8 protein-coding genes are annotated in these 14,703 nt (G+C 46.8%); 4 read left to right on the top strand and 4 right to left on the bottom strand.

Annotated elements, in window-relative coordinates; genetic code table 11:
• Positions 1-13 precede the first annotated feature (13 nt).
• Positions 14-475 carry an MAPEG family protein gene (locus ABWW54_RS09450; RefSeq protein WP_353411990.1) on the top strand — a complete coding sequence of 154 codons (462 nt, stop codon included), beginning with the start codon at positions 14-16 and terminating at the stop codon, positions 473-475.
• A gap of 85 nt (positions 476-560) precedes the next feature.
• Here ABWW54_RS09450 and ABWW54_RS09445 read toward each other — a convergent pair whose 3' ends face one another.
• On the bottom strand, positions 561-1,085 hold the full coding sequence (locus tag ABWW54_RS09445; protein WP_353411989.1) for a YybH family protein: 525 nt from the start codon (positions 1,083-1,085) through the stop codon (positions 561-563).
• 136 nt (positions 1,086-1,221) lie between these two features.
• Here ABWW54_RS09445 and ABWW54_RS09440 point away from each other — a divergent pair, with 136 nt between their 5' ends.
• Positions 1,222-2,049, top strand: coding sequence for a LytTR family DNA-binding domain-containing protein (locus ABWW54_RS09440; RefSeq protein ID WP_353411988.1), 828 nt, complete (start codon positions 1,222-1,224; stop codon positions 2,047-2,049).
• A gap of 2 nt (positions 2,050-2,051) precedes the next feature.
• Here ABWW54_RS09440 and ABWW54_RS09435 read toward each other — a convergent pair whose 3' ends face one another.
• Positions 2,052-3,209 carry an acyltransferase family protein gene (locus ABWW54_RS09435; protein WP_353411987.1) on the bottom strand — a complete coding sequence of 386 codons (1,158 nt, stop codon included), beginning with the start codon at positions 3,207-3,209 and terminating at the stop codon, positions 2,052-2,054.
• A 158-nt stretch (positions 3,210-3,367) separates the two neighbouring features.
• On the opposite strand from ABWW54_RS09435, the gene ABWW54_RS09430 reads away from it, so the two are divergent.
• Both ABWW54_RS09430 and ABWW54_RS09425 read left to right on the top strand, forming a co-directional pair.
• Positions 3,368-4,219, top strand: a complete 852-nt coding sequence (locus tag ABWW54_RS09430) for a LytR/AlgR family response regulator transcription factor (protein WP_353411986.1) — start codon at positions 3,368-3,370, stop codon at positions 4,217-4,219.
• A gap of 300 nt (positions 4,220-4,519) precedes the next feature.
• Entirely contained in the window at positions 4,520-8,779 is a 4,260-nt protein-coding gene (locus tag ABWW54_RS09425; protein WP_353411985.1) for an adenylate/guanylate cyclase domain-containing protein, read from the top strand.
• Positions 8,780-8,803: 24 nt separating this feature from the next.
• Here the strand turns inward: ABWW54_RS09425 and ABWW54_RS09420 are convergent, their stop codons facing one another.
• The gene (locus ABWW54_RS09420) at positions 8,804-9,592 is read right to left on the bottom strand and encodes a ThuA domain-containing protein (RefSeq protein ID WP_502907792.1); all 789 of its coding nucleotides are present in this window, start codon (positions 9,590-9,592) and stop codon (positions 8,804-8,806) included.
• A gap of 134 nt (positions 9,593-9,726) precedes the next feature.
• Entirely contained in the window at positions 9,727-14,631 is a 4,905-nt protein-coding gene (locus tag ABWW54_RS09415; RefSeq protein WP_353411983.1) for a di-heme oxidoredictase family protein, read from the bottom strand.
• Between the last annotated feature and the right edge of the window lie 72 nt (positions 14,632-14,703).

The following is a 14,703-nucleotide window of genomic DNA, read 5'->3' as shown; positions in this document are numbered from 1 at the left end:
AGGAGAAATGATCATGAATTCATTCGACCACAATTCTCTTATGCTCTTATCAAACGATTATTTACCCGCAATAATTGCTCTTTCAATTTTATGCTTCTCAGTGCTTCTACAAAGCCTACTAACAGCACCGTTGGCATTTCTTAAGGAAGAACAAGTTCCAGGAATGCCGCTCAATGGTGACCATACGTTATTAAGCTTCCGGGTACAAAGAACCTATTCAAATTCAGTCGAATCGCTGCCCGCGTTTAGCGTCTCATTGATTATTGCGATATTGATTGGGGTCAGCTCAATCATCGTAAACTGGGCGGGAGTCATACACGTACTCTTTCGGCTCGCCTTCTGGGGGGTCTATTACAGTGGCAAGGGGAAGGTTGCTGGCGGCTCAAGAACGCTTTGCTTTGTAGGTGGATTACTATCAAATTTAGTATTGTCAGGGGCATGTATTTTGCACCTCGTCAGCACAGCGATTGCCTAACATGTGTCCGATGAACCATCGCGTTTGATTGAGTCAGCCGCTAAGGTTTCCTCTGGCTTACAAAGCGAAGAGGAAACCGGTTCTATTATCGTACGTCAAAGATTGCCGTGTGCTCTACTTCCCATCCACCGGTCGACTTGGCAATAACTAAATGCATGTGTGTGCGTCGTGAAGCGTCGTTTCCATTACGCGATTCACCTCGCTCACTGTTGGTAAAAAGGTGTAATACAACGACGGCTGAACCAATATAGCGTGTTGAGACAACTTCAAGATTATCCATTTCACGCTTAGAAACACTCACAGGGAAACCAGGAAAGAGACGATCTTCAAAAAATTCCTGAAGGCTTTTTCGGCCTTGAAAAATACGGCCATAGGCATTCATCCACTCAGTGTCCTCGCTGTGCAGGGCGATCAGACTCACTGCGTCGTGAGTTGACCAAGCCTTTTTATACTTTTGCATCAAACGCGTTATTTCCTCGAGATCCTCCGTCGATGGTATAGTGCCTACGGTCCGCTGGTCTGGTATTTGCTTTCGTTCTTGAGCATTGGCTGCATTTACTGCCAATATGAGGGTAAGCATAGATAGTGTTAATAGAAATTGTTTAAGCATACTAATTACCTAATAGTGATATCGTTAATGAAAGAGGAGCGTGGCCGAAACCGAGCTACGCAAACCAATTGAAAGTCATGTTAGACCCCATAGAACTTCCAAGAAACAACTCCGTCATGAGATGTCTTTCTGTGTCATGAACGGTCTTTCGAAACTCAATTTCGGCCGATTTAGCGATTCCAAGCAAGCTTCACTCTCGGCTCTGTTCTATCTCATTATCGTGCTTGGGTTCGCCTCAGTAATGACCATTGGACGAGCCTACAACACCCACAACTTACACGTCTTAACTAGGTCAACGTTGTGGGTACTTGTGTGCGCGCTAATCGTTTTCCAGGCATTAGGTTTAGACAAGGTTTTGAGGAGAATTACGACTAAGCTTAGTACGGCCCACCTACTTCGAACGGTTATTGCACTGTTTACCACTACGGTATTAATGACCATTGAGTTAGCGGCTCTAAAATACACTCCTTTGTTGCCCAAAGAACACGACCCTTTTTGGGAATTTCTTGTATTCACCTCCTTGCCCGTCACATTGATCGGAGGGTTCGCTCTGGCGATGCGATACATTCTCACGACGTCGATGGGCGTCGCTAATCAACGCTCCAACGAGAAAATACTACGACAATCAGCCAGCTCAGACCTCGCTTCGCGCACTCTAAAAATCGAAAGCCACCATTGGCCAATAGATTCGATAGACTGGGTGAAAGCGCAAGAACACTACTTAGAAGTGTGTGTAAAAGGCCAGGTCACATTGGTAAGGGGTCGATTCAGTCTTGCACTTAAACAATTAGCCCACCAGAAAGGCATACAACCGCATAGATCATGGTGGGTCTCGGACCAGCAAATCGATGGATTTATCAGACAAGGCCGCGACTATAAACTTCGACTCAAATCCGGTCAGATGGTTCCACTTGCCCGTTCAAGAGTCTCAAGCATAAAAGAACAAGGCTATTCAGTAAGCTGACACTAAACAAGTTTCATACCAAACACGACTCGCAAGACATTCGAGCGCCGAATGCACTCGTACAAACCGGCACACACACAAAATGTCATTGTCACCAAAAGAATGGGTTCGAATACCCCGCCCAACTCCATGGAGCTGAACAACACTCCTAACATGATGATCACCGATTGATGCAATATGTACCATGGCAACACCGCTTCATTTAAATAGGTGAGTGCTTTGTTACTCTTAGTAAGGAACCGCCCTGAAAGTGCGATCAAACCGAACATCCAACATAACGCATTTGTTACCAGACACGCGGTAGCTACTATTTGGTCGAACAACGTAGTGAGCTCAAAGTAACCGGTTTGATGTAAAACTAAGGAAAGAAAATACAATGGGATTGCCGCTGAAACCCAGCCCCATCGAAAAGCCACAATTCTATCGAAAATTCGCGGCGACTTTGCAACAAAGTACCCAGCCAAAAATACCGTAAAATAGCGAGCGTGATTGTACCAATCATCAATGAGCGCATGGGTTGCTGGGAACATTGGCTCCAAAGTCACTTCCATCAACGTGATCAAGCTGATAAGCATAGCGAGCCAACAACACGGCATCACACTGCTTTCATTGATAAATCGAGCAACGCGCAACAATAACGGCTTTAGAATTAGATACACCAGCGTGTAGTGCCACAAATACACCAAATACCAAAGGTGATTCCACGTGACCAGTCCCAAGGGGCCATGATGCATTTGCGGAAGAAGTTCGGTATTGGGGTTAAAATACTCAATTGTAAACGCCCAGAACCCACCACTATAACCATAGTGTTGGACCGCTTCGAAATAAGGTTGAGGTATCAACACGGTGTACATACCGATGAGCAACGGGACAAAAATTCTAGTGAAGCGAATCTTTAACAACGCCATGCTGCTGATCTTTGGCTCAATCAAACATAAGGCGAATCCTGACAAGAAAAATATCAATGCCATACGCCAAGGATTAACCATCAGCATGAGGTTCTGCAAAAATTGACTCTGATATTCGCTCTTTACATGCCACCCCCAATTTTCGACGTAAAACATCCCAATGTGATAGAAAATAAGAAGGATGAACGCAAGGGAGCGTAACCAGTCAATTTCATGACGACGCCCTGATGAGACATTTAATAAATCGGCCATACGGTAAATTTTTGAAGACTTAATAATTATGGGGCTAGCCTAACGAAGATCCCGAGTTCATTGCGCTGAAAGTGATAGGTCGACACGCTTTAGGGATAAGCGGCGGTTATTGGGGTTAAAGAATTTGATTTTAAAATCGCTTCTAGTAACAATTAAGCATGAATCGATTGAAGCACTTCCAAAAATTTCAAACGCCCTACATGATTGGCGCCTTTACGCTGTTCTTCTTCGCGAATGCCCTAACCCTAGCTACGTCACGCATCATGGAAGAAGCAGCAAGTGGCTCAAAGGAGTATCCGTTCGAGACCTGGGAGCCGTTTTTATGGGAATTCAGCAGCGCCATCATGATTTTGATATTGATACCACTGGTCAATTGGCTGCTCAATTCGACATGGCTTAGCTGGGCTAATCTCATAAAAACCATCATCGTACTGTTCATTGGCTCACTGGTGTTCAGCGTGCTTCACGTGGCCGGAATGGTACTAATTCGTGAAACTGTCTATTGGCTGGCCGGTAGCGACTATCGCTTCGGTGCTATTGGTTTTGGTTTCCTGTACGAATACAGAAAAGATCTTCTAACATTTGCCGTATTAGTTTCAGCAATACAATGCTATCGATTTATCGTCAGCCGCGTCGGCGGAGAGGCTAATTTAATAGGCTACAGCGATGAAAAGCCGACCATCACCGACCGGATCTTAGTGAAAAAATTGGGTAAGGAGTTCATTGTAAAAATTGCCGATGTTGACTGGTTAGAATCCTCCGGAAACTACGTTAACCTTCATGTCGGCAAGAGTATCTACCCGACTAGAAATACAATGAGCGCACTGATACCAACCTTGGTTGAGCATGGATTTTGCCGTATCCAACGTTCTTATGGTGTCAACTTAGATCGAGTGGAATCAATCGAGGTTTTAGATCATGGCGGCGGATCACTCACATTAGTCAATGGAAAAACGTTACCAATATCGAGACGGTATCGGGACGAACTAAAATTAAAACTCGATCCTTAATGCCAAGGCAAAGGCCAACGTTGCCATCAAAACGTAGAGACAATCTCCCAGACCCGGCTTTACCAACTCACTCTAGATAAATGTCAATTTACCGTAACTAGCTTCTGCACGGCAAAATATATTGTATGATCTTAGCTGATGCGTAAATGTGGGAGCCATGATGTCGAAGAAAATACAAGTGTCGTTTAGGTGCCCTTTTTCAAAAGCCCTAGCTGCGACTCTGATTTTCGCCGCGAATTTGTCAGAGTCATCAGCATGCCAAACAAGCCGACCGGTTTTGAGTTATGACTCATTAAATTGATGACTGAACACTTGCAACCCGAGAATAAAACCATCACATCACTTGAGCCGACTTCATCGAGCGCCTCATTGTCGAACAGCGATATACGTGCACTTGAAAGATTGGACGTATTCTCTAAGTTTTTAAGCGAAGCACTACTCAAAGACCTGGCTGAAGGCCAGATTTCGCTAAACCACCAAAGTAAAGAGTACCCGGCCGCCGTACTATTTGCTGATGTCTCCGGTTTCACTAACCTCATGGAAAAATTAATGGGGCAATACGGCAGAGGCCAGGCCATCGGCGCTGAACATTTGAGCATGCTGCTATCAGACTACTTTGACCATTTAATTGAGGTCGTCAAAGATCATCAGGGAGATGTGATTAAATTTGCTGGTGATGCAATGCTCATCCTATTTCCTTGTACAAACGGAAAACTTGGGCTTAAACGTGCTGTCTCTTGCGGCGTCGCAATGCAAAAAGTAGCTAAAGACGTGTCCGCTAAAATACTCAAACAACATCGCGTTAGTCTAAGCCTGAAAGTGGCCGTCAGTTCTGGGAACATCGTTGGTCTGGTTCTAGGAGGAGTACTCGGGCGTTGGGAATACGCCGTGTTAAGTAACGCCATTTCTGATGTCGGAAGACTTGGCGATGTCGCCTTGCCAGACGATGTGCTGATCAGCGCTGACTGTATTTCGCAAATCAATTCAGACGAACTTCACTCGGAACAACGAGCGATCGGCGTCTACAACGTAACTCACACTCCGGATTGGGAGCTGAAAACCAATCAGCAGCCTTTCACACTGACGCCAGACATCGAATCGAAAGTCCGTTGCTTCGTTCCTGCCGCAGTGGCATCCAGAATTGCAGCCGGGCAAACTGACGCCGCCCTACTAGGCGAGCTCCGTAGAGTTAGCGTGCTGTTCATCAACCTTCCACAATTCAAAGTGGACATTTCGATTGAACTCGCGCAACAAATAGTCACCACCATTCAGCAGGTGTGTTACGGACAGCGGGGCAGCCTCGACAAGATCAGCTGTGATGACAAAGGCGTATCAATCATCGCGGGTTTTGGAATACCTCCGATGTCGGCCGAAGACGACCCCCTTCGCGCGGTCAAAGCGGCAATGAACACAAATAAACTCTTAAAAAAAATGGGGTTAGATGTGTCAATTGGCGTTGCTTCAGGCCCAGTTTATTGCGGTACATTGGGCGAAAAATACCGCTGCGAGTACACATTGATGGGGGACGGCGTTAACACAGCGGCTCGCCTAATGAGTCTGGCGGATGGAGGGGTTCTCTGTGACTCTGTAACTGCCGAGGCTTGCTCTGACGAGGTTCAGTTTGATAAAGGGCGTTCGGTGAATTTAAAGGGCAAAGACTTGAGCGTCGATATCTACCGCCCTCTGACACTCACCAGCACCACCTCAGAGCTCAACATTTCCTTAGTTGGCCGTAAAAAAGAACTCGACTACCTCAACGAATCGGTCAACGATTTCGACGAAAATAGGCATGCCAAGTGCGTCGTCATCGAGGGCGAAGCTGGGATGGGAAAGACGGTGTTAGTAACCGCATTCCAACAGTCTTTATCAATCGACTACGAGGATACATTTTTCAAAGCGAGCGCCAGTGCCGTGCAAATTTCATTCTATGGGGTTTGGCGCGAATTGTTATACCAAGCGCTGAATTTTAACGAGCTAACCAACTCAAGTGACAAGCAGGCTTATCTCATCCAACTCGCTAATGCCATTCCCAATATAAGACGCGAAATGCTGCCTCTTCTTAACGACATATTGGAACTCGGCTTACCAGAAACTAATGAAACATCGTCAATGCCCAGCGAGACTCGAGCCGAAAACATTCGCTTTCTCATTGGCCAGATACTGCAAAATACTCATGTGGGTCAACGAAAGATACTCGTAGTAGACGATGCCCAATGGATGGACTCCTCTTCTTGGCTGCTTTTGGATTCCTTAATCAGAGAATTAAAAAACACGCTATTCATTATTCTGACTCAGCCTTTTTCAGGCGAGCCCCCAACTAGCTTTGAAAAAATCGTGGAACTCCTTGGTACTCGTAGAATGTCATTGGAGGCAATGTCAAAGCCAGAAGTCTCTGCACTTGTTTGCAGAGCTCTCGACGTACAAAACGTACCAGATGAAATATTAGAGCTCATTCGAGAACGAGGAGAGGGGCACCCCTTGTATAGCGAAGTACTGGCCAACGACCTCCGTGAACGTGAAATACTGCTCATAGAGGAAGGCGTTTGTACGCTCGCTCCAGGCATAAAAAGCGCTCAAGATATAGAACTTCCCTCGTCAATTGAAAGCGCGATCGTCAGCCGTTTAGAACGACTTAGTCTGGACCAGCAATTAGCCCTGAAAACGGCCAGTATCATCGGACGGCAATTCTCAATGGAAGAGCTGCATCATATTTACCCCGTCGAGACTGACCGTGAGGCGCTACATCAAGACATCGATGCTCTGAGTATCATTGGCATGACACAACCCAAAGTGCGTCATGTCGACTACCTTTTTACGCACAGAGCAACTCAGAAGGTAGCCTATGATCTAATGCTGTACAGCCAGCGTAAAAAGATGCATCGGCAAATTGCGCTGTGGCTTGAACGTAATTCTCATGAAGTGGCCGGTAAGAATGCTGAGCTTGCAATACATTGGCAGCGAGCTGAAGACCCAGAAAAAGCCCTGCATTACTTCGCACTTGCCATAGAAGAATCCTTCCAACTGTTCGCTAACCGTGAAACGCTCAACTACCTAGAGAAAATTCAAAAGCTGCTGTCAGAGAATCACCTGACAGTGTCAAGGTTAAAACAGGCTCGATGGAAAAGCATGGGTGGTGCGGCCCAGCTCGCCATGGGCTACCCCGAAGAAGCGGAGCAGGACTTTTCTGAAGCATTAGAATTGCTGGGTATACACCTGCCAAAAAGCAAGCTCGGTTTTATTGCTCGTGCTCTCGGCCAAATTGGCAAACAACTCCAACATCACTACCTCCCGTTTTTAGACAAAAAGGTGGACACTGACAAAGTTCCTGAAACGCACCTCGCTGCGCTAATCATGGACAAACAGTTTCTTGTCTATTACTACCTAGAAAAGATGGAAGGACTAATCTACTCGGCATTCGCGGCAACCAATCTTGCTGAAGCGACCAACGACAACACCCCGACATTGTCGAGAAGTTATTCCACTATGGGTAACGCGCTGGCGGGTATTCCTCTCATGAAACTCTCGAAGTTTTACATAGCGCGCTCTGAAGAAGTGGCTTCGGCCATTGATGACCCTGGCACTTGGGCTTGGTACCATTTGGCTGGAGGCATGTGCCTAGCGCAAGATGGAAACTGGTCTGGGCATGATAAAGCCTTATTGAAATCACAAGAACTGGCAAAATCTCAAGGCGACCGAAGGCGATGGGAAGAAGCCGCCTCAGTCTATTGTATTGCCGGCTTAACCTGCGGTGACTTTCATTCCATCAAGGAGGATGGCCATATTTACCAACAAATCTACGCGTCAGGATTCAGTAGAGGCGTTTATCAAACTCAGGCATGGGGTTATTGTATGTGGGCGATGTCCGCCATCATGCAAGGCCATTATGGCGTCGCCAAGAAGATAACCGCCAAACTGGACAAACTCTATCAAAGACACCCTGAAGGGTTCGATCCAGTTAATGTCCTCGAAGCGTCAAGTTCGATCAGTCTGTTGGCCATTCGTGAGCACAACCACAGTAAAGCCATTGAGTCGATCAAACTTGGTGCTTCTGTCGTAAAAGATTGGGGGCGACCAACCACCTGGAGGTCAATTCCTTGTTGCTACGCTCAAGGTGAAGCGGCCATTAGATTGTGGGGCATTGAAGTAAAGAAAAACGCTAACGAGCGCGACCCAAACATTGAAAAGTGGGTTCAACTGTCACTCAAACACATTCGAGCACACACGTCGATTTACAGCATAGCCGTCTCGCGTCAAAAACTTCTTCAAGGTTGGTATGACGTTATCTCAGGCCAACCCAAAAAAGCCGCTCGTAGCTGGGCGAAAGGCTTGAAGGCGGCTACTCAATACGGCATGAAATTTGATATTTTGGCGCTAAATTTAGCCTTCACTAATTTGGACCAAACACTGAAGGAGCAGCAGCCATTGATGTCTTCAGATCAAATTAACCAGTACGCTAAACAACTCAACGTTAATGACCTTGCATGGTTTCGAGATTGGCGAATCGTCCCTAAAAAAGGATCACAACAAAACGATGAGCACACTCATGATAAAACTAGTTAAACCAATGAGTGTGCTGCTTTGTACTCATTGAGTATTCTTAGCTTTCCCTGTCGCAGCCCAATACACTCCACCAAACAAATGATCTAGAAAGAGTTCATTCTTATACACGGCCGGCAGATGACCAAGCGAAGTGTAGAACGATCGACCACCATCAAACTCATGATACCAAGCAACGGGATGAAAGCTTCCCATCCCATCGCCCTTTTTATCTCCCCAATCAGACTTCGTGTCGTAGCTCGACTCATCGACACTCAATAAATAATTCAAACCCTCGACATTCTCAGGCCCAAAGTCATACCACTCATCAGTCCAAAGTAAGGAATCGGGCATGCGTTCTAAGCCTGGAAATGATCGCTGTAGAACCGCCATTTTCGCGGTTTGAATGAGCGGATGAATCTTAAAAGTACGTCCAACCAACTTCGTATACCAGGGCCAATCTTTCTCTGTGTCGGATGCGCTATGAACTCCCACAAAACCTTTACCACTTTGAATAAAACCTCTTAAAGCCTGCTGCTGAGTTTCATTAAGTACGTCGCCGGTTGTCAACAGAAAAACCACGGCATCATACTTAGCCAAAGACTCTTCAGAAAAGTGATTAGCATCTTCGTGCCAATCAAGGTCAAAATGATGCTTCTCAGCCATTCGACGCATGGCGGTCACACCTTCGATCAAGCTCTGATGATGCCAACCAGCCGTTTTTGTAAAAAGCATGACCTTAAACTGGCGATCCGCTGCGAAGCCTAGATTAGGCGTACTGATAACAGCATATAGAGCTACACCAATAAAAATTTTATAAACGGATAACTGTTTCATCATAGTCTTGCAATACCATGCTTGACGCAAAAGTCTAAATTAGGAAACCTTATTGTCAATCGTACCCTATTTAACCGAGTGCAGTCACCCTGTGTTTTCACTGGCGCTAAATTGAGTACGATCAGAAAGACAATTTACAGTGACTTCAGAAACGTCAAGATTGCCTGCTTCTCGGATGCAGACAGCATCTCATACTGATTTTTGGAAGCCTCGGCTTCTCCACCGTGCCAAAGAATAGCCTCTTCAATTGTTCGTGCACGACCGTCGTGCAGATAAGCATGATGTGGAGTACATACTTCCCCACCCTCCAAACCGCTAATATTTACGACGCCTCCTGTCACACAGGCAGATAAACCCAAACCCCATAGTGGCGTAGTACGCCACTCTCGTCCGCTGGCTGAACCTTCGCCTAAGTTGTCGGCTAGACCATCTCCCATGTCATGCAGGAGTAGGTCCGAATACGGGTGAATCGTTTGATTCCTCACTTCTGCAAGCGGGTGATATTGACTCGTCTGAACTGTGGGCGTATGGCAGGCGGTACAGTTTGCCTGACTGAATAGCTCTTTTCCTTGTACCGTGAGCTGATCTTCTGTGCCTGACTCCCAACCTCGCTGTGGCCGAACCCCCAATGTGGCCAAATACGTTACTAGTTTTTCAAGCTCCGAGTCAGCCATCAGCGCTCCGGCGGAACTGCAATCCGATTGTGAGGAGCCGCAATCCAAATTAGGTAAAACCGACGTTCTGACGCCGATATCGGTATTAAGCGCAGCCGCTGCCTGATGCTTTAAACTGGATGCTGCGGCCTTCCATCCGAATCGACCTAAGCGTGTGATTTGTGGGTTTTCTGGATCACTGATTCGATTGGCTCTTCCCGAGATTCCATCATTGTTAGAATCCGTCGCATCTTCTAAGGCCAAAATGGTTGACTCCGGAATCGCTTCAAGCAACCCGAGCCCAACCAAGCGAGGAGCGATGCGCGCCGAAAATCGGCTTGGCTCATCATTACTAAACTGATAGTTAGGAGACCTCAACCCGTTTGCTAACTCAGTCCAACTGGAAATTGAAACATGCCCTTCACCTGCGCCATTGATGCTCTTAGGTTGCAACACTCGGCCAATATTCGGATCAGGGTTTCCATTTAAATCACCCACCTTGAAAACCCAGCGATCGAGTAGTTCATTATTTGCCGCGACGGGCGCCGCGCCGTTGCGTTCGTGGCAAGAAGTACAGCGCTCGTTAATATAATTCTTGCCATCGGCCAATCCAGCATTACTACTCAGAACTCCGTTTTCAGGGTCTTCATCGTGCATACCATCAATAAACGAGGAGTGATGTATTCTTCGACCTTCCAGAAATTTTTGAGCGTTGTCATACCCTAAATTAGTGGCCATTTGCATGAAATTGTCATTTGGTTCGTCCGTGTATTGATAATGAAGCGTAGTCCCACCACCTAAATGGTAGGGAGCCGGTATTTCACGGCTATCCTCTTGAAATACGCCTCCTCCAGCGACAAATTCTCCTGCGTTCTCGGTATACCAAGGCACAATGCCTTTTCCAACAATATACAGGTAGGTCGTCCCATAATAATTCGCTTGACCGCGTGGAATATCAAAACGGCTAAACTGGCTTATCTCGAACTCCAGACGATCACCGAGTTCAATGGCTCGGTTAAACTGTCGATTTACGTTGTCTATTTTCTGATAATGATAGTATGTCCCATCAAACCCAAGATAGTTCATTATTCCATTGCCCATGTAATGAGCGACGGTGTTTTGCCCCCAATACCACCATCTATTTTCAGCTTCGGTATCGCTTAGCGGCCACAATGTTCGCACGTTCATCTCAATCGTATCACCGCCCTTAGCGACATAATCCACGATTTCGATGTTGCTTGAACGATGTTCAAAATAAAATTTGATGAAGTGATCGTACGACTGATATTGATCTTCACGAGCATGACGAGTTCTTGGTCGATCGGAAAAACGCGTTATCAATGCGTCGCCACGATCCCACTGTGAATCGCTCTCTAATGCGGTCGAAGAGTTAAATAGCGGTGTAATTACGCCTAATGAAATTGGACATCCGGCTTGATCAACCGATACTCCAGTTGCCGTATTTGGGCATGCATCGAGAGAATCAACAACCCCATCACCATCGGTATCGAGGTTTGAATTTCCTGACGGTGAGCCAAATACTTCAAGTTCCCATATCGAATACCCCCAATTATTCCCTACACTTCTAGACTCACCGTACATCCGTACATAACGATAGCTACCTGCCACAGGATGAGTATCAACGCGTTCGCCAAAAACGCCTGATGATGAGGTAATCAGTGCGCTCCATTGATTACCGTCGTTCGAACCTTGTAAAGAATAGTTGCTGGCGTTTGCGGCTTCCCATCGGATAACCACATTCGACAGATCATAGCTGGCACCAAGATCCACTAACAACCAACTCGGGTCAGTGTTGTGCGCAGACTCCCAACGAGAGCTGGTGTCACCGTCAAACGCCAGACTGGCCGCTTGTAGCTCACTGCTCGCCACAGCCACCTTATTCAAAGCAATATTGGTTAAGGGTGGTGGAGCGACATTGATAGAATGCGTATAAGTTTGAGGTTGCGTGTCCACGACCGTGTTGGAAACAGGATCAAAAAACGTAAACCAATACAGCACCTGGTCTTGATCCACCAACCCCGTGACTGAATATGTATTTTTCCCTCCAGACTGCGTCATACGAACATTTTGCTGACCACCCGCATTTTTTACGTAATGCAAGTCAGCCCAAGCAGAAGTATTAACGAAAAACTCAATGGTTTGATCATCGAGAGTCGTTACGCCGGTGCTCTGATTCGGATCTTGAACCTCGCAGCCTGCTCCATCAACAACCGTACCCACGGGGGTATTGGGACATTGATCATCGGCATCCAGCACGCCATCTCCGTCGGCATCGGAAGGTGGTGTTTGCAATATGAATTCCACCCAATTTAGGTTAAACGCACCTGAGTCAACATTAAGCCGCAGTGTTTTAACGCCTGCCACACCAACGATAACTTCGCCCACTTCATGCGTTTCCCAATTTTGCCAGCCACCCGTGTTGTCTATCTGATCAGTGCCGATTTCGTTTCCGTTCAGCAATAAAGAGAGAATGCCACCGCCTTGATTGGATGCCACTCGGGTTTTCACCAGATAGGTTCCAACTCCCAATTCGACGTTGTATTCCAACCACTCGCCGCTATCGATCCATCCAACGTTGAACGCTCCATCGACGTCGGTAGCGGCCTCAATATCAACATCATCATTACGATAGTCGCCTCCGGTATTACCCGCACTCAGATCTTGGTAGTCGGAGTAATCTTCGGCCTCTACCCGTCTGTCCGCAGGCACAATGACAATGACAGGGCAGCCTACTCCATCAACAGGTGTTCCAACTGGCGTACTCGGGCATTGATCATTGTCATCAACAATTCCGTCTCCATCAGTATCGATTGGTGCCGTTCCTCCTCCTTCCCATACAATGTCATCGATCGCGTATTGAAACGTCGATACCGGTAAGTTTGCGGGATCACTGGATATAGCGAACAAATACTGCATCGACTGAAGCGCGACCAGTTCGCCTCGTAAATCGGACACAGGAATGGTGACTTCTCCCCAGGCACCATTTCTTACCAATCCGTATTTACTCTCAAAGGCAGGAAATTCCAGCCAATGTTCATTGGTAAACGTGTCCGTAACGCCGATGCGAAAGGACACGTTTGCCGGAATCTGAATATCAAATCGTACTACCCCTTCCGAAAAATTTGACATATCTCGTGCTTGTCTAGTTTGCACGCCGCCGCCGAACCAAGTGCCCGCGTTGTCGTAACTCCAGCTAATCACGTTGTCGCCTTCAATCGGCGATAAGGTACCAGAGGAGCTGTTAGGGTCCCATAAAAAAACATCCGAACTGACACCCGCTTCCAGCTGATTCGTGGTTGAGGTTGTATCAGTAAAAACGCCAAAGGTACCAATCTCAGGAGAGGATTGACTACCTTGGGTCACTGTTCCGTGGCCGTCATATTCATACACACGAATGTAATCAACGAACATTTTCCCTAAGTCAGGTGCCGTCACATCCGCAGGAATCGCGGCATTAGTGAAGTTCCCTCCAACGGCCATATTCATAAGCAAATAGAATGGCTCTCGAAAGGCCGCTGAATCCTCTGAGATATCAAACGGAGCTTCATACATATCATGCTCTACCCCATCCTCTTCAACCGTAAAGCGAATGGTATCGGGGGTCCAATAAGTTCGGTATGTAACAAACCTATTGGCCAATGAGTTATTAGATACATGCGCATTATCGGTTTGATAGGCGGTACTCGCCGCGCAAGTAGGATTACCGGAATTACACGCCGCATCCGCGTAGAATATTAAATTCGAACCAGTGAAGTTATTGATCTCTGGCGGCGAGTTTGAGTCGTCATTGGGATTATTATTATGAAGCAACCATTCCTGCCGTGCTTCAATCCGATGCCCCATCTCCATCATGTCAATTTCGCCTTTATTCGGCCATGGCAAGGTCGTCGTTCCTAACATCCACACGGCTGGCCAATACCCCATATTCAGGTCCGGCACGCGCATACGAAACTCAATCATCCCGTATTGAACAGACAGCTTATCAGCCGACACGATCTTACCCGAACTAAACTGATTATCGCCCACGCTCTCACGTCGTGCTTGCAACACCAACGCATTGTTATTGGGCTCGCCTGGGACAGGCTCAATAAAGACGTTTCCAGTTTGGTAGGATTGTAATTCTTGATTACCCCAGCCACAAAGCCCCTGATCACAGCCATTGCCCACATCGATGCTCCAGACACTCTGATCCAGAGAATCAAAATTGTCCTCCCAGAGTAAATCTCCGACTTGCGCAAGTGCGGAAAACGAAAACGTAGCCAGACAAACCACGGCCTTTATTGGAAGTAAAAACAAATACCTTTTCTGCGAATTACACTGTCCACGGCGTTTCCAACGCCAGTGCAGGCGGGTGTATAGGGTCATGATTAATCTCCTGTGATGAGTTATTTATATTTCTTATTTTTAATTTTGAGAGCTGACAGGCAGTATGCAAAG

It is taken from the genome of Arenicella sp. 4NH20-0111, assembly GCF_040366405.1.
Classification (GTDB): domain Bacteria; phylum Pseudomonadota; class Gammaproteobacteria; order Arenicellales; family Arenicellaceae; genus Arenicella.
This window is presented reverse-complemented; position numbering and strand designations above follow the sequence as displayed.

Bases quoted from the DNA above. Each gene is read 5' to 3' on its own strand.
- ABWW54_RS09425 (WP_353411985.1), top strand. From the start codon at position 4,520: ATGACTGAACACTTGCAACCCGAGAATAAAACCATCACATCACTTGAG.
- ABWW54_RS09415 (WP_353411983.1), bottom strand. From the start codon at position 14,631: ATGACCCTATACACCCGCCTGCACTGGCGTTGGAAACGCCGTGGACAG.
- ABWW54_RS09420 (WP_502907792.1), bottom strand. From the start codon at position 9,592: ATGAAACAGTTATCCGTTTATAAAATTTTTATTGGTGTAGCTCTATAT.
- ABWW54_RS09445 (WP_353411989.1), bottom strand. From the start codon at position 1,085: ATGCTTAAACAATTTCTATTAACACTATCTATGCTTACCCTCATATTG.
- ABWW54_RS09435 (WP_353411987.1), bottom strand. From the start codon at position 3,209: ATGGCCGATTTATTAAATGTCTCATCAGGGCGTCGTCATGAAATTGAC.
- ABWW54_RS09450 (WP_353411990.1), top strand. From the start codon at position 14: ATGAATTCATTCGACCACAATTCTCTTATGCTCTTATCAAACGATTAT.
- ABWW54_RS09440 (WP_353411988.1), top strand. From the start codon at position 1,222: ATGAACGGTCTTTCGAAACTCAATTTCGGCCGATTTAGCGATTCCAAG.
- ABWW54_RS09430 (WP_353411986.1), top strand. From the start codon at position 3,368: ATGAATCGATTGAAGCACTTCCAAAAATTTCAAACGCCCTACATGATT.